The 18,734-nt window shown below is 55.5% G+C and carries 20 protein-coding genes and 1 riboswitch; all 20 genes read right to left on the bottom strand.

Annotation, left to right across the window (positions count from 1 at the left end; translation table 11 throughout):
• Positions 1-13: 13 nt before the first annotated feature.
• The 20 genes from tolA to HHJ16_RS02800 all read right to left on the bottom strand — a co-directional run bounded on the left by tolA (position 14) and on the right by HHJ16_RS02800 (position 17,820).
• Positions 14-658, bottom strand: coding sequence for a cell envelope integrity protein TolA (tolA, locus tag HHJ16_RS02895; protein WP_366557453.1), 645 nt, complete (start codon positions 656-658; stop codon positions 14-16).
• A gap of 335 nt (positions 659-993) precedes the next feature.
• Positions 994-1,428 carry a biopolymer transporter ExbD gene (locus HHJ16_RS02890; protein ID WP_293640479.1) on the bottom strand — a complete coding sequence of 145 codons (435 nt, stop codon included), beginning with the start codon at positions 1,426-1,428 and terminating at the stop codon, positions 994-996.
• A gap of 17 nt (positions 1,429-1,445) precedes the next feature.
• Entirely contained in the window at positions 1,446-2,138 is a 693-nt protein-coding gene (gene tolQ / locus HHJ16_RS02885; protein WP_293640477.1) for a protein TolQ, read from the bottom strand.
• Between the two features lie 13 nt (positions 2,139-2,151).
• Positions 2,152-2,631 (bottom strand): tol-pal system-associated acyl-CoA thioesterase, encoded by a 480-nt coding sequence (locus HHJ16_RS02880; RefSeq protein WP_293640475.1) that lies wholly within the window; start codon positions 2,629-2,631, stop codon positions 2,152-2,154.
• Complete coding sequence (locus HHJ16_RS02875) at positions 2,624-3,820, bottom strand: pyridoxal phosphate-dependent aminotransferase (protein WP_293640473.1); 1,197 nt, start codon at positions 3,818-3,820, stop codon at positions 2,624-2,626. Before HHJ16_RS02875 ends, HHJ16_RS02880 begins: the two co-directional genes overlap by 8 nt.
• 36 nt (positions 3,821-3,856) lie before the next feature.
• Positions 3,857-4,372 carry a transcription antitermination factor NusB gene (nusB, locus tag HHJ16_RS02870; protein WP_293640472.1) on the bottom strand — a complete coding sequence of 172 codons (516 nt, stop codon included), beginning with the start codon at positions 4,370-4,372 and terminating at the stop codon, positions 3,857-3,859.
• 38 nt (positions 4,373-4,410) lie between these two features.
• Positions 4,411-4,875 carry a 6,7-dimethyl-8-ribityllumazine synthase gene (gene ribH / locus HHJ16_RS02865; RefSeq protein ID WP_293640471.1) on the bottom strand — a complete coding sequence of 155 codons (465 nt, stop codon included), beginning with the start codon at positions 4,873-4,875 and terminating at the stop codon, positions 4,411-4,413.
• A gap of 25 nt (positions 4,876-4,900) precedes the next feature.
• Positions 4,901-6,007: a bifunctional 3,4-dihydroxy-2-butanone-4-phosphate synthase/GTP cyclohydrolase II gene (ribBA, locus tag HHJ16_RS02860; protein WP_293640470.1), complete on the bottom strand. Its 1,107-nt coding sequence runs from the start codon at positions 6,005-6,007 to the stop codon at positions 4,901-4,903.
• Positions 6,004-6,654: a riboflavin synthase gene (locus HHJ16_RS02855; RefSeq protein ID WP_293640469.1), complete on the bottom strand. Its 651-nt coding sequence runs from the start codon at positions 6,652-6,654 to the stop codon at positions 6,004-6,006. Before HHJ16_RS02855 ends, ribBA begins: the two co-directional genes overlap by 4 nt.
• Positions 6,655-6,741: 87 nt before the next feature.
• A complete protein-coding gene (locus HHJ16_RS02850) occupies positions 6,742-8,895 on the bottom strand; it encodes an O-antigen ligase family protein (RefSeq protein WP_293640467.1) in 2,154 nt (717 codons plus the stop codon).
• Positions 8,896-9,981: a bifunctional diaminohydroxyphosphoribosylaminopyrimidine deaminase/5-amino-6-(5-phosphoribosylamino)uracil reductase RibD gene (gene ribD, locus HHJ16_RS02845; protein ID WP_293640779.1), complete on the bottom strand. Its 1,086-nt coding sequence runs from the start codon at positions 9,979-9,981 to the stop codon at positions 8,896-8,898.
• A 59-nt stretch (positions 9,982-10,040) separates the two neighbouring features.
• On the bottom strand, positions 10,041-10,505 hold the full coding sequence (locus HHJ16_RS02840) for a type IV pilin protein (RefSeq protein ID WP_293640466.1): 465 nt from the start codon (positions 10,503-10,505) through the stop codon (positions 10,041-10,043).
• An 82-nt stretch (positions 10,506-10,587) separates the two neighbouring features.
• A complete protein-coding gene (locus HHJ16_RS02835; RefSeq protein ID WP_293640465.1) occupies positions 10,588-11,949 on the bottom strand; it encodes a hypothetical protein in 1,362 nt (453 codons plus the stop codon).
• Positions 11,950-12,076: 127 nt separating this feature from the next.
• Positions 12,077-12,805 (bottom strand): PilX N-terminal domain-containing pilus assembly protein, encoded by a 729-nt coding sequence (locus tag HHJ16_RS02830; protein ID WP_293640463.1) that lies wholly within the window; start codon positions 12,803-12,805, stop codon positions 12,077-12,079.
• 22 nt (positions 12,806-12,827) lie between these two features.
• Positions 12,828-13,766 (bottom strand): PilW family protein, encoded by a 939-nt coding sequence (locus tag HHJ16_RS02825; RefSeq protein WP_293640461.1) that lies wholly within the window; start codon positions 13,764-13,766, stop codon positions 12,828-12,830.
• A gap of 50 nt (positions 13,767-13,816) precedes the next feature.
• The gene (pilV, locus tag HHJ16_RS02820; RefSeq protein ID WP_293640459.1) at positions 13,817-14,377 is read right to left on the bottom strand and encodes a type IV pilus modification protein PilV; all 561 of its coding nucleotides are present in this window, start codon (positions 14,375-14,377) and stop codon (positions 13,817-13,819) included.
• The gene (locus HHJ16_RS02815) at positions 14,374-14,916 is read right to left on the bottom strand and encodes a GspH/FimT family protein (protein ID WP_293640458.1); all 543 of its coding nucleotides are present in this window, start codon (positions 14,914-14,916) and stop codon (positions 14,374-14,376) included. The genes pilV and HHJ16_RS02815 overlap by 4 nt, the downstream gene beginning before the upstream one ends.
• A gap of 84 nt (positions 14,917-15,000) precedes the next feature.
• Entirely contained in the window at positions 15,001-15,450 is a 450-nt protein-coding gene (gene nrdR / locus HHJ16_RS02810) for a transcriptional regulator NrdR (protein ID WP_293640457.1), read from the bottom strand.
• Between the two features lie 36 nt (positions 15,451-15,486).
• Complete coding sequence (gene glyA / locus HHJ16_RS02805) at positions 15,487-16,731, bottom strand: serine hydroxymethyltransferase (RefSeq protein ID WP_293640455.1); 1,245 nt, start codon at positions 16,729-16,731, stop codon at positions 15,487-15,489.
• Between the two features lie 47 nt (positions 16,732-16,778).
• Positions 16,779-16,909: riboswitch (ZMP/ZTP riboswitch) on the bottom strand.
• 26 nt (positions 16,910-16,935) lie between these two features.
• Positions 16,936-17,820, bottom strand: coding sequence for a lytic transglycosylase domain-containing protein (locus tag HHJ16_RS02800; RefSeq protein ID WP_293640453.1), 885 nt, complete (start codon positions 17,818-17,820; stop codon positions 16,936-16,938).
• Between the last annotated feature and the right edge of the window lie 914 nt (positions 17,821-18,734).

Raw genomic sequence — 18,734 nt, 5'->3', positions numbered from 1 at the left:
ATGAAGCGATAGCCTATCCCTTGGGACGGAATTCAAGAATCATGGGCGTGGGAACACGGCCATCGATGTCTGGTGGCAAGGTACCGGTTCGAATGATGGCTTTAATAACCGCTTCATCCCACGATTTGTTTCCGCTCGACTTGAGCAAGCGCTGGCTCAGGATAGTGCCATCAAGGGTGGTCCGCACCTCGACCTCGGCTTTGGGGTTGCCCGAAATGTCTTCGGTGAAAACGACGTTGGGTTTAACGGCGGCTCTGACTTTGCCGCCATAGCTGGCTGAAGGCCCACCGGATTTTTGAGCGGAACCCTTTGCCTCGGCGCCACCGGTAGCACCGGCCAAGCCCATCATGCGGTTGAGCGCATCCTGGCGCTGCTTTTTACCAGCAAGCGCTGCCTGCTTTTCTTTCTCCTGGTCTTTTGCATCCTGCTTTTTGGCATCGGCTTTTTTGACCTCTTCAGAAGCTTTTCGTTGGGCGAGATCTTCCTTGGCCTTCTGTAATTTCTCTTTCTCTTTTTCCTTCTCTTTTTCTTTTTTTGCTTGCAGTTCGGCCTTCAGCTCTTCTTGCAACTTCTGTGCCTTTTCTACCTTTTGTAATTCAGCTTCTTTTTGCTGCTGAAGCAATTTGCGCTTTTTCTCCTGCTTCAGGGCGATGTCCACGTCAGGCGCGGGTGGCGCCACCTTGATTTCCACGGGGGTGGGCGCGGACTTCGGTACTGGCGCTGGCTCGGGCGGCGGCGGTACCGGCGCTGTCTCGACGAGTTTGGGTGCGGCCTCCTGCGGCAGGCTGGACCATATCTCGGCTTCAAACGAAACCGCCGGATCGCTGCGCTTCCAGTTAACCCCCCAGGTCAATGCCGCGATGAGTAACGCGTGGACGAGCAAGGCCCAGCCGAAAGCCCGCAGAGATCCCGTGTCGCGAGGCGGGGTAAATTCAAATCGATCTGTAGCGCTGGGCATGGTGAACTTCGGGCAACTTTCAGGTCAGACGTTGGTCACTTGCCCGTTTGCACAGAAAGGCCCACACGCGACACCCCTGCTTTTTGCAAGGTGTCCATGACCTGGACCACGGTTTCGTACTTGACGGACTTGTCTGCGGTGATGACAACGGGTACTGCCTCAGCCCCTGTCGCTTTGACCGCCGGCTCCCTCTTCACGATTTCGCTCGCCACGTTTCGCACCGAGCTGGGTACGACATCGGTTTTGATCTTGATCTGAACGGTCTCGTCCTTGCCAATGACGATTTGCACTGGGTTCAACGGTTGTTTGGAGGCCTTGCCTACTTTGGGCAGGGCAATCATGCTGGGCGTGATCAGCGGGGCGGTCACCATAAAGATGATGAGCAGCACCAACATGACGTCGATAAACGGCACCATGTTAATTTCGCTAATGGTGCGGCGACCCCGGCCGCGGGAATTGACTGCTGGCATAACGGTTTGTTCCTGGCTTAGTGACCAGAGGGTGACTGGGCGCCCAGGTTGCGCTGAAGGATGTTGGAAAACTCTTCTATAAAGGTTTCCAGGCGATTTGCGATCCGGTCAATATCGTGCGAAAAGCGGTTGTAGGCAACCACGGCTGGAATCGCGGCAAAAAGACCGATCGCCGTTGCGACCAGCGCCTCCGCAATACCGGGTGCTACTGTGGCCAGCGTGACCTGCTCAAGCGCTGCCAGCCCGGTGAAGGCGTGCATGATGCCCCAGACCGTACCAAACAGGCCCACATAGGGTGATACCGATCCGACGGTGGCGAGAAACGAGAGGTTGACTTCGATGGTGTCGAGTTCGCGTTGGTAACTGGCCCGCATGGCCCTGCGCGCCCCGTCTAGCAAGGTGCCGGCGTCATTGATGTGCCGCTCGCGCAATTTCTGATATTCACGCATGCCGCTGGCAAAAATGCGTTCCATGGAGCCCGAGTGTTTGGCGTTTTGAGCCGCGCCCGCAAACAGGTCGTTCAGACTGGTGCCAGACCAGAACTCGCGATCGAACTCGTCGTTCAACTTTTGCGCCTGTTTGAGCGAAACAATTTTTCTGAAAATCGCGGCCCAGCTGGCGATGGAAACGCCCACCAGCAACGCAACCACGCCCTGGACGACCCAGCTTGCGTTAAGAATGAGAGTGACAATGGAAAGGTCTTGGTTCATGTTGAAGCTTGTATCAAGTTTTTAAGCTGCCAAGGATGGCCGCTGGAATGCGTTCGGGCTGCAGACTGGAGGCGTTCACCCAGCCAATTCGTATCGTTCCTTCGCAGAGCAGGGTAGCGGCCTGCACATCGGCATTTCCCGTAGTTTGCTGCTCTGTTTTTAATAGCGCCTGTTGTTTGATTGTCAGGGACGCACGGCCTTTTTCGATCAGGCTCGCCGTAACAATCAGTTCATCGTCAAGACGTGCGGGGCGGTGGTAACGAATACTGGTTTCAGCCACCACGAAGAGGCCCCCCGTGCTGTCCTTCAGACAGCGTTGCTCAATGCCCAGCGACCGGAGCCACTCAGTGCGAGCCCGCTCGAAAAACTTCAAATAATTGGCATAAAAAACGATACCACCGGCATCTGTGTCTTCCCAGTACACGCGTACGGGCCACTGGAATCCAGCCGTCTGACGCGTCTGCACAAGTGCCTCGGTGTCTCGTTTAGCCAAGCAACGACTCCAGTCGCGTCACGGCTTCCTGCAAATGATTCAGGGAGCTGGCGGTAGAAAACCGAACAAACTGTTCAGGCGCGACGCGTCCGAAATCGCGCCCTGGTGTCACCGCGAGATGGGCGCGCTGCATCAGTTCAAAGGCAAAGTCCCAGCTACCACTCACGCCCAGCCGCGCGGCGGCTGCAGTGCAGTCGGCGTAGGCGTAGAAAGCGCCGTCGGGCATCACGGGCACGCGAAGCCCGAGGCGGTTGAGCTCGGGAATGAAGTAGTCGCGCCGCGCCTTGAACTCGGCACGGCGGCGCTCGTACTCCAGCAGGCTGTCGGGCTCAAAGCAGGCCAGCGCGGCATGCTGCGCCACGGTGCTGGCGCAGATAAAGAGGTTTTGCGCAATTCGTTCAATCACCGGTGCCAGCGCCTCTGGCACTACCAGCCAGCCGAGCCGCCAGCCCGTCATATTGAAGTATTTGCTGAAGCTGTTAATGCTGATAACGCTCTGGCCCAAGTCGCCTGGCATGGCCAGCGCCGTGTGGCCGAAGTGCTCCTCGTAACTTAATCCGAGGTAGATCTCGTCAATCAAGGTGACACCGCCCTGGCTATGCACAAATTCGTGAATGCGCTGCAGCTCCTCCGGCGCGATCGACGTGCCGGTGGGATTGGAAGGAGAAGCCAGCAGAACGCCGCGCGATTTACGGTTCCATGCGGCTTGCACCTTCTCCCGGGTGAGTTGAAAGCGTTCGTCAGACGTCGTGGGAATTAACACGGCCGTGCCTTCAGCGGCGCTGACAAAGTGCCGATTGCACGGATAGCTCGGATCAGGCATGAGGATTTCGTCACCCGAGTCAATCAATGCCAGGCAGGCAAGCTGGAGCGCCGCAGAGGCCCCCGCCGTAATGATGATGCGGCTGGGAGCCACCTGTGCGTTAAAGCGGGTCGCGTACCAGTGACTGATGCGCTCCCGCAAGGCGGGCAGACCTGTGGCCTGGGTGTATTGCGTCGCGCCCTGCGAAATGGCGCGTATTGCCGCCTCTTGCACCAGCGGTGGCGCGGTGAAGTCGGGCTCGCCGATATTCAGAAAGATCATCGGCGAGGACGTGTTGGAAAGCTCTTTCGCCATCGCGGAGGCTGCCTTGGCAACCTCCATCACATAAAACGGCTCGATTCTTTGAGCCCGCTGCGCAATGTTCACTGCAAGTCTTTCATGGTCTGGGTTGGCCCATCCGTTTTATTTGGATTGATCTGCAGCGACTTCTGCGCCGCGGAGTGAAGGGGCCATTTTGTGGAGTACGCCGTTGACGTATTTATGGCCGTCGGTGCCGCCAAATGCCTTGGCAAGCTCAATGCATTCGTTAATCACGACACGGTAAGGAACATCCAGGCAATGGGTAAATTCATAAACGCCAATCCACAGCACGGCATGCTCGACTGGCGAAATCTCGGCCATTTTCCGGTCGAGCAAAGGGGTAATACTTTCGTCGAGTATTTTTGCGTCGCGGATACAGCCGTGCAGCAGCGCATCGTAGTGAGCCGAGTCCGCTTTGTGAAAACCTACCAAATCGCGAGTGAACGTATCAATAGACTCTGCATCGTTTCTGCCGACCAGATGTTGATACAAGGCCTGCAATGCAAATTCGCGTGCGCGGGTACGGGCCGACTTGTCAGCCGCTTTTTTGACGCCGGTGTCAGTGAGGCCGGTACGGGTTTGTGGAGGGCGTTTGAGTTTGATAATGGATTCGGCCATGAAGCGTCGGTGAGGTAATTGATTTGGAGTTCAGGGAATCAGGAAAGTTCGCGCATCAGGTTGGCCATCTCGACCGCAACACGCGCTGCGTCGCACCCTTTTTCGTGTTGGCGCGCCTCTGCCTGCAAGATGTTTTCGGTGGTCAAAATAGCGTTCGCAATCGGCAATTGGTAGTCCAGCGCCAGCCGAGTCACGGCAGAACCGCTTTCATTGGCCACCAGTTCAAAGTGATAGGTCTCACCGCGAATAATGCAGCCGAGGGCCACCAAGGCATCGTATTTGTCGCTCTCAGCCAGGGCTTGCAGCGCACAAGGAATTTCCAACGCACCGTGTACCTTCACGTGCGTAATATTTTTTTCTTCTACGCCCAAAGCGGCAAGTTCCTGTTTGCAGGCATCGGCCAAGGCGTTTGTAATGGTTTCATTAAAGCGCGCCTGCACAATACCAATGAAAAGTTTTTTGCCGTCGAGCTTGTCAGCCGAACCTTTTTCTGCACCAAACACGATGAAGCTCCTTTGATTGATTGACTTATTTTTTTGTGATGTAACCGACGATTTCGAGGCCGTAGCCCGTCATGCTCGGCATGCGACGGGGCTTGCCCATGAGGTTCATTTTGTGCACGCCACAGGCCTGCAAAATCTGTGCGCCCACGCCGTAGGTGCGCAAGTCCATGCGGCCGTGTTCGGGGGCCTGGCTGGCGCGTGCAGTGCCTTCGAACTGCGCCAGTAGCTGCGTGGCGCTTTCACCGCAGTTAAGCAGCACCACCACGCCCCGGCCTTCGTCGGCGATGTGCTTTAGGCTCTGGTCCAGGCTCCATGAATGCATCGGGCGACCTGTTTCCAGCACGTCCAGCACCGATAGCGGCTCGTGTACGCGCGCCGTTACGGTATCGTCAGCTGACCACTGCCCGCGCACCAGCGCCAGGTGCAACCCCTGACTCGGTTTGTCTTTGAAGGCGTGGGCGGTGAATTCTCCGAACGCGGTTTGAAGGCTGCGACTGCCGACCTTCTCGATCAGCGACTCGTTGCGGCTACGGTGCTGAATCAAATCGGCTATGGTTCCGATCTTCAGGCCGTGTTCGGTCGCAAATACCTGCAAATCAGGCAACCGGGCCATGGTGCCGTCGTCCTTCATGATTTCGCAAATCACGGCAGCAGGTGTGCAGCCCGCTATGCCTGCCAAATCGCAGCCGGCCTCGGTGTGGCCGGCCCTCATCAGAACGCCGCCATCCACCGCCTGTAAAGGAAATATATGGCCCGGCTGCACCAAGTCACTGATCTTGGCATTTTGGGCGACTGCGGCTTGCACGGTGCGGGCGCGGTCGGCTGCGGAAATACCGGTTGTAACGCCCTCGGCAGCTTCGATGGACACCGTAAACGCGGTTGAATATTGAGCGCCGTTTCGGGCCGTCATGGGCGACAGTTGCAGCAATTCGCAGCGTTCGCGTGTCAGGGTCAAGCAGATCAGACCACGGCCAAAACGCGCCATAAAATTGACGGCGGCAGGTGTCACGTGGTCTGCAGCCAGAACCAAATCACCCTCGTTTTCGCGGTCTTCTTCGTCGACGAGGATGACCATGCGGCCTGCACGCATGTCGGCCACAATGTCCTCAATGGGAGAAATTACAGTCGTCATGGGTCAACCTTTTTTTGTGTAGGGGTGTCTTTGAGCATTCGCTCCACATAGCGGGCAATCAGGTCGATTTCCAGGTTGACCTGAGAGCCCTTCGCGAGCTGGCCTAGCGCCGTGTTTTGAATTGTGTGGGGAATGATGTTAAGACTTATCTCGCTGCCTGCCGCATCCCCGGTCAAATCAAAGACCCGGTTGACGGTCAGGCTCACGCCGTTCACCGTGATGGAGCCCTTGTAGGCCAGATATTTACTAAGTTCTTGGGGAGCGTGCAGGCGCAGTTCCCAGCTTTCACCCACTTGAGCAAAATGTGTGACGCACCCTATACCGTCCACGTGACCGGAAACCAGATGCCCGCCAAGACGGTCATGGGCTCGAAGGGCTTTCTCCAGATTAACGACGTCGGTCTCACCAAAACCGCAGGTTTTGGCAAGAGATTCAGCCGAAATATCGATGGAAAACTGGTTGTGGGTGCTGTCCAGTGCAGTGGCCGTCATGCAGGCGCCGTTGAGTGCGATGCTGTCGCCCAGACCCACGTCGTCGAGGTAGCCAGCAGGCGTCTCAATGGTGAGCCGCTTGCCATGATCTGAAGAGCTGCCCTGGCTATGGACGGCGACGATGCGCCCCATGCCGGTGATGATTCCGGTAAACATGGTGCTATTTTCGCAGGGAACTGGCCCATTGACCGGGAGCTGGCTAAAAATGTCTGTAGCCGCCCATGGTCTGGCGCCCTGGACCTCTCAATGAGGATTGGCGCGTGACTGAATTTTGGCGCGATAGTTGGGGGGGATCATGGCCCAGGTTGCAGTTCCGTAAGCTGGCGGAGCGGCCTCGAGTGCCGCCGTATAGGCTTGCTGCGCTTTGGTCTCGTTTTTTGCTTCAACCGACGCATAAATATTTCCCAACTTGAGCCATCCGTCCGTTGCCTGACTCGGCCACGTCTTTATTTGCGATTGCAAGGCCAGAATGGCAAGTTCCGAATCCCGATTTCTTAGGCCTAAAAAATACGCCGCTTGAACCAGGTCGTAGTCAAAAATGCCCGCCCGAAGGAGCTCCTTTGCCCGCACTGCGGCTTCCCGGTCTTTCCCGGTTCGGCTCCAAAGCATGACCTCCAAAGAGGCCAGAGTCGGCGCGGTTGGTTGCAGCTTCTTGGCCCGGTTGAGGTATTCCTGGGCCTTCTGAAAGTTGTCAGCTTTCAGGTATCCACGTGCCACGTTGGCGAGAAGGGCCACCACATTGGGGCGCGAGTCAAGAACAGATTCCCAAATCCAGGTTGCGTTTTTCCAGTCATTCCAACCCGCCAGGGTGTCAGCGACCATGGGTGTGAGTTTTCGATAATGCGGATTGATGGCGATGCCTTGCCGCATGAGCTGGAGAATTTTTATCTTTTCGTTGTCCCAGCGCGGGTCGTTGGGGTGGCCAGACTGGGCAATGGTTAATGCTGTCCTGATGGCTTGTACCAGCTTGGCCTCGCACTCGATCGCTTGCTGCGCGATGTACAAAGCGAGTCCGGTGCAAACAGCGGTCGCGGACAAGGCCCAGACGGCGCAGTGCGACTTGCAGTTAATGGAAAACAAGAGAAAACTTTTGCCCGCACCCAGACGCGCATCCGAGGCAGCAAGGATCGACAGACTCAATGCGAACAAGGCGCCAGTGGTCGCCATGCGCCACGGAAAGCCGGCATTGCTGACCAACAAAAAGACCAGCAGACTGGCCAGCGTGAACGCGCGTAACGGCGCTTCCCGCTGGCCCTCGAGCGTCTTGTCCGACCAGGTTTTGTACGCCGCCCACGCGAGGTAGGTCGCCAGACTCAAAAGAAAAAACCAGCCGACCAGCCCGTACTCGGCTACCAATTGCAGAATTTCATTGTGGGCGTAATAGTCTGTCTCCAGCTGGCTTCCCGGCTCCTGGTAGAGCGGGGCTTGCACCTCCCACGCGCCTGCGCCGACTCCGGTGACCGGGTGGGCCTGGATCATTCGACCTGTCGCCTGCCACAGCAAGGTGCGGATTGAAAAAGAACCGGTGCTGTACTCGCTGGACTTCGTCATCGAAAGGGTACGCTGGGTCGCCCGCTCCAGTGCGTTCCCATAGCCTGACTCGGCGATCAGCTTCGGATTGGCCGTATTGATAGAGCCCAAACCCCAAACCGCGGCGATGAACAGCGCCACCAGGGCAAGGCAATGGCCGGCGCGCCAGCCGGTTGACACACACTGTCGTCGGTACAAAAAAACAATGGCCGGAAGTAGTAACACCAATAGCCCCAGACCGATTAGTGCGGAGCGGGTGCCGGTCATCATCAGCGCTGCAACATTAAAGCCCAGAGAAAACGTCAACAGAAAAGCCGATGTCTTGTCCCTGACTCGGCTTACCAGCAGCATAGAAAAAGGCAAGGTACAAACCAGATATTCAGCAAAAAAATTGCGATTGACAAAGGTGGATGCCGGGTTGGGTCCTTGTGCAAATAACTTGAAATCAAACCAGAATTGCAAGGCCGCCCACAGCGCCGCCAGCACCCCGCCAAGGTGAATGCCCCAGGCCAAGTAAGTGACCCGGGCGTTGGTCAACGAGTTCAAGCCCAAAAAAAGAATTAGGCTGAATACAAACCAGCGAACCGCCTCCACGCCGCCAAGGTAGGTATGCGACCACGCCATGCTGCCCAGCGCGTAAGTCATGAGTCCAATTGGCAAACACAGCAAACTGTGAAATTGCAAATAGTTGCTGTGCTTGTGGCAGTGCCAAAAGAAGGTGAACGAGGCGGCTAATGCAAAAAATGAAACCCCGATGGACTTCAAGGTGTCTTGCAACAATTCTTCGCTCGGAACCCCCATCGCAGGCACCAGGATCATCATCAGCGACAGCAGCAGGACTGTCCCTGTGGGCTTTTGAGCGGTCACCTAAAACCGGTCGCGACCGCAAACTCGCGCCACGATGCGCAGATCCGGGCCCAGTATTTCCGTGGATTTAAATTCCAGCGGGACCGCGTTTGCCAAATCATCCAAGGGCCCAAAGTCAGCCATCCCGCGCCCTTGACCGATAAGTTTGGGCGCCAGATACACCACGAACTCGTCCACCAGACATTCGCGAATAAAAGAGCCGCTGAGTTTTTGTCCAGCCTCCACGTGCAGTTCGTTGACTTCACGCTGCGCCAGATCGCACAGCATGGCCGCCAGATCGACTTTCCCATTAGCGCCGGGCAAATAGATGACGGTAGCGCCGCGGGCTTCGAGTGCTGATTTCTTTGCGGCATTTTCGGCAGCAGCATAGATGTAGACCTTGCGACGCGGTATAAAAAGATTGGCGTCCAGCGGCGTCTCGAGGCGACTGTCGACCACGATCAGATGTGGTTGGCGGTGTGTTTCAACAAGCCGCACATCCAGCCGAGGATTGTCTTCAAGCACCGTACCAATGCCGGTGAGTACCGCGCAAGAGCGCGCGCGCCAGGCATGCCCGTCGGCACGCGCCGCGTCGGACGTGATCCACTGGCTACGGCCATTGTTTAGCGCGGTTTTGCCATCCAGCGACGCGGCTACTTTTATCCATACCCACGGCGTTTTACGGATCATGCGGCTGAAAAAACCGAGGTTTAATTCGCGTGATTGCGCCGCGCCACAGCCCACTTCGACCTCAATACCCGCAGCCCGCAACCGGTCGAAACCTTGACTGGAAACCAGGGGGTTGGGATCGGCTGTGGATGCCACAACCCGTTTGATACCGGCGGCTACCAACGCATCGCAGCAAGGCCCGGTGCGACCGTGGTGCGAGCAGGGTTCCAGCGTGACATAAGCGGTGGCCCCAACCACGCTGTGACCCTTTGCCTCGGCGTCGCGCAGGGCCATGATTTCGGCATGGGCTCCACCCGCCAGCTGGGTATGGCCCTGGCCCAGAACGTGCCCTTGGGAGTTCGCGATCACGCAGCCGACATGCGGGTTGGGAGAAGTGATGCGCAGGCCTTTGGCAGCCTGCGCCAAGGCTTGCGCCATCAGGCGCTCGGTTTCAAGCATGAGTCAGTAAGCGTTGCCAGGTCAGGATTGCGGCGGGACTACTTCCAGCATTCAGCGCGAGTTTTGGTTGCGCCCGATACGTCCCGTATGCCGGTTGATGAAAGAGTGAATATGCCACAAGGATCGGTCGCTGCGCTGCCGCCGGAAATAGGCGCCATGCTCAGGGTGTAGCCGTCGATGGCCACGGTCGCGGTGTAGTTTCCCGACGTTGTGATACTGGTATTAAGTTGGTACACCGCAGTACCGTCGGCTGGCGACCTTCTCAGATTGTCGGGCATCCCGACAGAGGCGCCGAGTATGTTGTTTCCGGCGCGATCTTGAACATATTGGTCGTTCGCAGCATAGAAGCGCTGCATGAATTGTGCCGCCTGCACCAACTGGGTTCTGGCATCCGCACGACGGGCCCGCGCGATGTAGCTGGTATAGGCCGGCAGGGCGACGCTGGCCAAAATAGCAACGATAGCCACGGTGACCATGAGCTCAATCAACGTGAATCCGGACATTCGGATTGAGGGCTTACAGGGCCTGAAACTAATATGCATGAACGTTACTCCTGATTGAAGCTTTGGAGATTGCTGCGTCATGCTAGCGCATGAAAATCTGACGCCACTCGCGTGATTTAATGCGTCTAGGGCCAATGAGGTCGGGGTCAATAATGGGGGGGACTATACCGCACGCAGCGTCCTTCTTTTTTAATCCAACCTTTGCATCAACTGCAATAGAGACCGCGCCAGCGCCCAGCGCCTCAACTGAGCCTTCGACTGTAGCGCCGCTTTCTACTGTGATAGCACCAGCAACGGCGGTTGAGACGTTACCCTCGACGGTTGAGCCTGCTCCAATAGTAATAGCACCCGCTATGCCGGTGCATACTGATCCAAAAACTTTCGATTTAGCTAACACGGTAATAGCGCCGACGTTAGTGGAGATAGCGCCTGCTTTCGCTCCGGCCGCCAGTGTAACGGCACCTGCGTTTGTAATGATGGTACCCGTGACCGTTGCGCCGGCACCTAGATTGACTGCGCCAGCAATACTGGTGTCGAGATTGTTGACATTTCCCCTGATTGTGCTATCCGCCCCAATGGTAACGACGCCAGAGCCAGTGGTAATACCGTTGTTGACTACGCTACTGGCCCCGATGTTAACGGCTCCTGCACCAGTAGAAATCTTGCCACCGACTTCGGAGTTATAGCCAACTTTTACCACGCCCGCGACGCTGCTAATGAGATCGCCGGTGACCTTGCTTCTATTCCCGACATTAATTGCGCCGGCCCGTGTTTTGAGACTTCCTGTAACCGTGCTGTCATCTCCTACCGTTATCACGCCGGCAGTAGTAGTGGTTAACACTCCCGTTACGTTACTCTTGTTTCCTATATTAATAGCCGCGGATGTCGTTGTAATATCACCAGTGGATTTATAATTATCACCAATAAATATGACACTGGCGATGGAGCTGATATTTCCAACAATGGTGCTATTTTCTCCGACAGTGAGACTGTCAACAAGGATGTTGGTCGCATTGATGTTACCTGTAAAAGTTACCTTTGAGCCTAAAGTAATGGTGCTGTTGCTGATAATAATTGCATTAACAGTAGCCCCATTTCCCAAGGCGGTTTTTCCTTTAACGTGCAATTGCAGGGTAAGTGCTTTACCCGGTGAATTGATCTTGTTGTCAACGGTCGTAAAGTCACCCTCGATCGTTATCAAAGTCGGTGAATACGAGCTGATGGTAATCGTGTCACCAGATATAAGCGATAGCGTACTGCAACTATAGGTGTCGCTAATAACGTTGCGACAGGTCTCCGGAAGATTGCCTGGAAAGGTGTAGTTATGGGATTGCGCCTGTGCTGGTAGCCCAGCCAGTAGCAGCAGCGACAGCGCGAAGAACTGCAATAGCCATCGACCAGAAAATCGTATGGAGCAAAGAATGGCGCAGAAGGCGGTAATCATGGGGAATTCCTGTTTAATATAACAACGACTATCCAACCACTTTCGGAGAAAACCCAGTGGGCACAAGACTTAACCTACAAGGACACACGGATGCTGTTGGGAAAGCGAGTGGAAGTAAACATATAATTTAATTGTCGCCTACCACAGATGTCGGGTGTGCTGGGTGGCTGCCGCCGCCGTCGCTGCCGCCGCCGTCGTCGCCGCCGCCGCCGCCGCCGCCGCCGCCGCCAGTGATGGTGCCGCCCGTTAATTCAATATAGGATTGAAGCCAGACTTCGCTTCCCGACGGACGGCTGCGACTCGCATTAGCAGCCGCTACTTCAGGGCCAAACCCGCGGGCAGTGATGACAAAGGTCTGGGTATTGCTCATGCCAGTGCCGGTGTACGTAACTGTGCCGGTAATACCAGTACTCGTTACCGGAAGGTTCGTAAGCATTACTGGCATAGCCTCTGCCATACATTCTGGAGGCCGCTGGTAACTGCTAGACAGCCCCGGCTGATTGACTTCGTTCAAACTAAGTACGATAGTGGCCGTCGAGGTGCTGTCCCATGTGGAAAGGTTTCTCCATTGTCCAGGGGTGGTCGCTGGCGGTATGCCGCCACCAAGGGCAAGTCCTTCGCAGCGGCGCAAAGCAATTTCAGCAGCCTGCGTAGCCAGTTCCGTGGTTCGCACGTTCCCCAAAACCTCTTCCGTGGATCCAGAGTTGCGCATACTGCTTACCGCGAGCAGCGAGATAATGACCAACATAACCAGTGCAATGATCAATACCACGCCTCGTTGGGAATGCCGTTGTCGAGCGCGCGGTAAGTTACGACCAGTTGGTGTTTTGCCTACGAGGTTAGCAAGTGTTGTCATGGCAATTCGTTTTTAGTAAGTTCTAAATCTGCCGATTTCTCAATACCACTGTGGTGTAAAAGGCACGCCGCAGCCGAAGGTCTGTTTGAGTGTTGTCCGGATTACCGTTGCAGGTAAGGTAACGTGCAGAGGTTGCGTCAAAAACCACTGGTCGTTCGCTGCGCACCAGCACGCAGAGACGAACTGTGAGAACTGCTCCCCAGCGGATTGCATCAGTTGCTGGAGTAAGTAAAGCGAGTTGAGTAGCGGTCTGGTAGCCAGCTACTTGTGCCGTGGCGGTGGATGCGGGCACGGTTGGAAGTGGCATGGTTCCATAGCTGAATTGCATGTCCTCGATGTTTTCAACCAGCGCTTGCGGCGGTTCGTTCCCGGAACCGCCGTTGCCTCTGCAAAAAAGGCTGGGGATATTATTTGAGGAGCCAATATAAAACTGGTTGACTGCTACGCTGTAATTCACCGTCGAGGTTACTGTTGAGAATGGAATTGTTGTGGTAATAACTGTAGGGACTGTGGCTGAGATCGAACCTAAGCGATTTCCTACGCAGTCTGACGGCGCTGTGGGTGTCGTACTCGTTGGAATGGTATTAAAAATATCAGCTTCATAGTTGACCGCAATTGATCCCGTTGGGCCGGCAACACAGTTCAGGTTGTCGAGGTTGGGGCCGTCAATGAAATTTCCATCGCAGCCGCGGATAATAAAGTTCGCTGGGCCAAGGGGGCTGTAGACGGGGTTGCGCAGAGACCCGGCGGTACGGTTGGCCTGATCCGGATTGTTCCCCGCCATCCGCAGTTGCTGGGTCAGAATAATCAAGGCTGCTTGCGCGTCTTCGTACATGCGGCCTTGCGCTGCTGCCACTCTACTGGCCCCAGATGCTCCCATGTAGGCTGACATAGCGGCGACAGCAATGATGAGCCCGATCGTCAGCGACACCATCAATTCGATCAGCGAAAAACCTTTCATGGCTCGCACACTGGGTGAAAGGCAATGGCAATGGCAATGGCAATGACATGTCATAACTTGAATCTCACGTAGAGGCAGCGAGGCTGGGGAGTGAAGTTGATCCCGGGGGGGCAGTTGTCAGAGGACGTTGGGTTGAGCGCGGCATAGGTGCTGGGCTCTCGCCACATAATCCACAGGTTGCCATATGAGGTCGGACTGCATGGCGTGGTGGTATCGGTATCGCATGTTAAGAGCATGCCTCCTGCAGGGAGTTCATTGCGAACCGCTTTTTGCGTGTATGTGTTATCCATAGTCGCTAGTGATGCCGCATTGCAATTGGGATAAGCGCACTCCACCAGCGCGATGTCGTCATTGAATGTCCCGACATAACTTATGGGCACACTGTATAAGTTATTTGCAAATCCCACGGTGTTGGCCCGAATACGCTCAATATGACTGGAGGCTAAGTTGGCAGCCGTCGCACGGTAGCCGGATAACTTGGGCAGTTGCACTGAAAAAGACAGCATGGCGCCGAGTGAAAGCATTCCAAAAGACAATATCAGTATGGCAACCAGGACTTCGATCAGTGAGGCGCCCGAGTGGGTATGGCGATTCATATAGGACGTCTTCATGAGCATGTTGCAACAGAAGCGGATATTCGGGGGCGGCCGCTAGCGTTGATACAGACGCGGCGTTGAACGTCGCTGGGATAGTTGCTTCCGCCAAAAATCATTGACGTCTCCGAAGGCGGAATTCTTCCCGTCGCAGTGAATGCGAATTGGGTGGTGGTAGTTAAGTTATCCCCTTCCTTGATAGAGTCCATTGAGGTGATTGGAGGCTGAACGCGCAACAGTGCCTTTCCGCCACCTCCCAGGTCTTGAAAAACAATCCAACCACTGATCCATCCGTTGCCTCCCGGACCGGAATCGTTGTCGCAAACAGGATTTGCTGCTTCGGGGGAATTGCTGTGGCACATGATCACGCCGCCCCCGCGCCGTATCGACTCACTGCGGGCATAGCGCATATCCGCCAAAAAGGTATTTACCGTGCTGGATATTGTTGTCGATTGGATCTGCCGCTTGAACGAGGGCGCAGCAAGTGTGGCCAGGACTGCGACGACAGCCAACACAACCAAAAGTTCGATCAACGTAAATCCACGACGTTTGTCCATGGGACTCAGTTTGATTGACCGCTGGGGTTACGGGGAGCCGAAATGGACAGCCGGCAGTCCTGGGTTGACCAGCGGCGAAGAAATTTACCGCCGCACCTCGTCTACGAGTGTCTTGAATTCGTCGATGTCTTCGAAACTCCGGTAAACGCTTGCGAAGCGCACGTAAGCGACTTTGTCCAGCTTTTTCAGCTCGCGCATCACCAGTTCGCCGAGCCGACTTGAGGCAACTTCGCGCAGACCCAAAGTCAGCAGTTTTTCCTCGACGCGTTCAATGGCCGAGTCAACCTGTTCCGTACTTACCGGGCGTTTACGCAGCGCTAGCGTCATGGAGTCCTGGATTTTGCCGCGCTTGTATTCGGTCCGTCGACCGTCTTTTTTGACGATGGATGGAAAGTTGACGTCTGGCCGTTCATAGGTGGTGAAGCGTTTTTCACACGCGCCGCACTGGCGACGGCGGCGTATGAAATCTGCTTCTTCAGTAACCCGGGTTTCGACCACCTGGGTCTCAAGGTGACCGCAAAAGGGGCATTTCATTGGAGCGCAACTCCAGTCGTCACTTCGGGCCTCAGATCAGCCGTAAACCGGAAAGCGGGCCGTCAGCGCATTGACTTTGGCGCGAACCGCTTCAATATTGGCGGTGTCCCGAGGGTTGTCCAACACATCGGCAATCAGGTTGGCTGTGAGGCGCGCTTCCTCGTCTTTAAAGCCGCGAGTAGTCATGGCTGGGGTGCCAATTCGCACGCCGCTGGTGACCATTGGTTTTTCCGGATCATTCGGAATCGCATTTTTATTGATGGTCATGTGGGCGCTGCCCAATACAGCCTCGGCTTCCTTGCCGGTAATCCCTTTGGCGCGCAAATCGACCAGCATCAGATGGCTTTCAGTGCGGCCGCTGACAATGCGCAGACCCCGCTTTGTGAGCGTTTCGGCCACGATTTGGGCGTTTTTCAGGACTTGCTGCTGATAGACCTTGAACTCGGGTGAGAGCGCTTCCTTGAAAGCCACGGCTTTAGCGGCAATCACGTGCATCAGCGGGCCGCCTTGCAAGCCGGGAAAGATAGCGCTGTTGATTGCTTTTTCGTGCTCGGCCTTCATCAAAATGATGCCGCCGCGCGGGCCACGCAGGCTCTTGTGGGTAGTGGATGTGACGATGTCGGCATGCGGCACCGGGTTGGGGTACACGCCGGCTGCAACCAGGCCTGCGTAGTGGGCTATGTCCACCATGAAGATTGCGCCCACCGCCTTGGCAACTTTTGCGAAGCGCTCGAAATCGATGCGCAGGCTGTAGGCGGAAGCGCCGGCAATGAGCAGCTTGGGTTTGGCTTCATGCGCCTTACGCTCCATGGCGTCGTAGTCGATCTCTTCTTTGGCATTAAGGCCATAGGAAACGACGTTGAACCACTTACCGCTTATATTGAGCGGCATACCATGAGTCAGGTGGCCGCCTTCGGCCAATGACATGCCCATGATGGTGTCGCCGGGTTTGAGAAAAGCGAGAAACACGGCCTCGTTAGCTGACGCGCCGCAATGTGGCTGCACGTTGGCGGCCTCTGCCCCAAAAATCTGTTTGACGCGGTTAATGGCGAGTTGCTCGGCCACATCCACATGTTCGCAGCCGCCGTAATAGCGGCGACCAGGGTAGCCTTCAGCGTATTTGTTAGTGAGCTGTGAGCCTTGCGCGGCCATCACCGCCGGCGAAGCATAGTTCTCGCTGGCAATCAGCTCGATGTGGTGTTCTTGCCGAGCGTTTTCAGCTTGGATAACAGCGAAAATTTCGGGGTCGGTCTGTTCGATCAGAATGTTTCGGTGGTACACGGCAGTCCTTCAAGACTTGAATCCTTGTCCTTGAGCGTCAAGGAATCAAGGGCTGCCCAGGCGAACGGCTAAACGCTTTGGCCAAATGGCGTTCAGCGGTGCGCTCCCCGGTGGTGTCCCACGTCGGCACCAGTAGTTGAGAAAACCAGGATGCCTATCGCCAGTCGCGCACCCGTTGAGTGTAACTTAGAGCGCTGGATCTGGTCAGGACTGGTTCAGAAGGGCTACTTTGTCGGACGTTTTTCCGTCAGATTCCAACTGAGTGGACCCCGCAGGCAATGCTGCTGGCGTGGGGCGTATGGGGGTGGGTAAGCTGAAGAAGCGCGAAGAGGGCATGCGCTTGCCCGTCGCAACCGCCAGCAGGCGGGCATGTTCCGCCATGACTTTACCAGCGTAGCCGCCGTCATCAGCCAAATTGGCCGCGCCGACGTAGTATTTCAAGCCACCTTCAATGGAGCCGGCGCGTGTAATGCATTCCTGCAACACCTTGACGCCGACGCGAAGATTGGTAACGGGATCAAAAGCCGCCAGTTTTCCGCCGAAATTCTCGTACTTATCGTTATGCACCTGGGTCATCACCTGCATCAGGCCTTGCGCACCTACCGGGCTTTGAGCAAATGGGTTGAATCCCGACTCGATGGCCATGATGGCCAAAATCAGGGTAGGGTCAAGCTTGGCTTTCTGTCCAATTTCAAAGGCCTGGGCGACCAAAACGCTGAGAGGTTCAGGGGCAACATTGTATTTTTTGCTCAGCCAGTAGGCTACTGCCGCTTGGGCGGAGGGCAGGTCTTTTGGATCGGACGCTGTGGCGCGATCAATGGCGGCGGGCTCGGTAAAGCCGATCGTTGCTTCCTGCCGCTCTTGCAGCCAGGTTATGAGCTTGAGTTCACCGGCGTCACGCAGGTCGGGTCTGGCCGTTAACGTAATGACACCGAACACCACTGCCAGTCCCAAAATGGCAAAGCTGTTGTGGGTGATTTCGAATAAGCCCTGGGCAATGTCGTCAGCAATATTGCTAAGACTGCTGCGTACACTGTTTAAGTGCGCCCTGGCATGGAGTTTAGAACTGAAGTTACTTAGCGCCGTCATAGCACTCCTTTCTTTGCATGCCGGGCCGATGAGGCCCAGCAGACTTTGATTGGGTCGCCATCAAATCAAGGTGCTGCCTTGTGCGTGCTGACCATTCGTTAACGCTACCGAATCGGGTAGCGCTGTGGGTTGCCCCTGAGATTCTCGGGGGGCTGGCGGGATTCTATTGTCCTGTTAAATAACCTGTCAAGGATAACAAGTCAAATCTATATACAAATTACTGAATATATAAACCTTCTTTTCAACAAAGATAACTGAATTCAAGCGTTTAGCGGGGCTTTTTTTGGGGTTTCTTTGAGTAACGTTTGTTGGTCGTAATTGCGACACAATCCGGGCGTCGATTTTGTTATTCGAATTTTTTGATCGTAGAGGTGTGAGTAAGCCGCCTGTTTTTAGTTCGGAGCTGGACCAGAACAGGGCTAGAAAACCAAGAAGATTTCAATCGCACCCGGTCTTGTGATTGAGAACTTGAGATTGCTTGTGCGACTCAAGAAGCTTAATCTGCAGTTGTCCGGTTAATTCGGGCGCTGACTGGGTAACCAACCCCGGTAAAACTGGAAGCAATCACTTGCTTTCACCGCACTGCGAGACGAGTACTCTCTCCGTTGCGAAACCCGACGGCATGAGCATAAATGCTCGCCGTCAACCCCGGTTAGTCAAGCTGACCGGGGTTTTTTTTGGTTGGTCCGTCTTTTTTCCAATTAGATCATTCACCTTTCGCGTTGAGGCGTTAAAGACTCAAAAACCATGAGTTCAAGAACAAGCGGTGCGTTTCAGGAAGTTTTCAACTGGAAAATCAGCGTTGCTGCTCAGTCTCTGCAGTCGTAGCGCCTTCGATTTCGAAGTCGCAGAAAATCGCGTCAGAAAAGTTAGATCGGCAGGTCACGCTAAGCATGGTCGGATTCAAGCTTTGA

Source organism: Polaromonas sp., from assembly GCF_012927485.1.
Classification (GTDB): Bacteria; Pseudomonadota; Gammaproteobacteria; order Burkholderiales; family Burkholderiaceae_C; genus Polaromonas.
The sequence above is the reverse complement of the archived record's forward strand: the minus strand, read 5'-3'. Positions and strand labels throughout refer to the sequence as shown.

Excerpts from the sequence above, each read along its gene's own strand:
- ribD (WP_293640779.1), bottom strand. The coding sequence starts at position 9,981 with ATGGCGCAAGCCTTGGCGCAGGCTGCCAAAGGCCTGCGCATCACTTCT.
- HHJ16_RS02830 (WP_293640463.1), bottom strand. The coding sequence starts at position 12,805 with ATGACAACACTTGCTAACCTCGTAGGCAAAACACCAACTGGTCGTAAC.
- HHJ16_RS02800 (WP_293640453.1), bottom strand. The coding sequence starts at position 17,820 with ATGACGGCGCTAAGTAACTTCAGTTCTAAACTCCATGCCAGGGCGCAC.
- HHJ16_RS02840 (WP_293640466.1), bottom strand. The coding sequence starts at position 10,505 with ATGTCCGGATTCACGTTGATTGAGCTCATGGTCACCGTGGCTATCGTT.
- nusB (WP_293640472.1), bottom strand. The coding sequence starts at position 4,372 with ATGGCCGAATCCATTATCAAACTCAAACGCCCTCCACAAACCCGTACC.
- HHJ16_RS02815 (WP_293640458.1), bottom strand. The coding sequence starts at position 14,916 with ATGGACAAACGTCGTGGATTTACGTTGATCGAACTTTTGGTTGTGTTG.
- HHJ16_RS02825 (WP_293640461.1), bottom strand. The coding sequence starts at position 13,766 with ATGAAAGGTTTTTCGCTGATCGAATTGATGGTGTCGCTGACGATCGGG.
- ribBA (WP_293640470.1), bottom strand. The coding sequence starts at position 6,007 with ATGACGACTGTAATTTCTCCCATTGAGGACATTGTGGCCGACATGCGT.
- pilV (WP_293640459.1), bottom strand. The coding sequence starts at position 14,377 with ATGAAGACGTCCTATATGAATCGCCATACCCACTCGGGCGCCTCACTG.
- nrdR (WP_293640457.1), bottom strand. The coding sequence starts at position 15,450 with ATGAAATGCCCCTTTTGCGGTCACCTTGAGACCCAGGTGGTCGAAACC.
- HHJ16_RS02835 (WP_293640465.1), bottom strand. The coding sequence starts at position 11,949 with ATGATTACCGCCTTCTGCGCCATTCTTTGCTCCATACGATTTTCTGGT.
- tolQ (WP_293640477.1), bottom strand. The coding sequence starts at position 2,138 with ATGAACCAAGACCTTTCCATTGTCACTCTCATTCTTAACGCAAGCTGG.
- HHJ16_RS02855 (WP_293640469.1), bottom strand. The coding sequence starts at position 6,654 with ATGTTTACCGGAATCATCACCGGCATGGGGCGCATCGTCGCCGTCCAT.
- HHJ16_RS02890 (WP_293640479.1), bottom strand. The coding sequence starts at position 1,428 with ATGCCAGCAGTCAATTCCCGCGGCCGGGGTCGCCGCACCATTAGCGAA.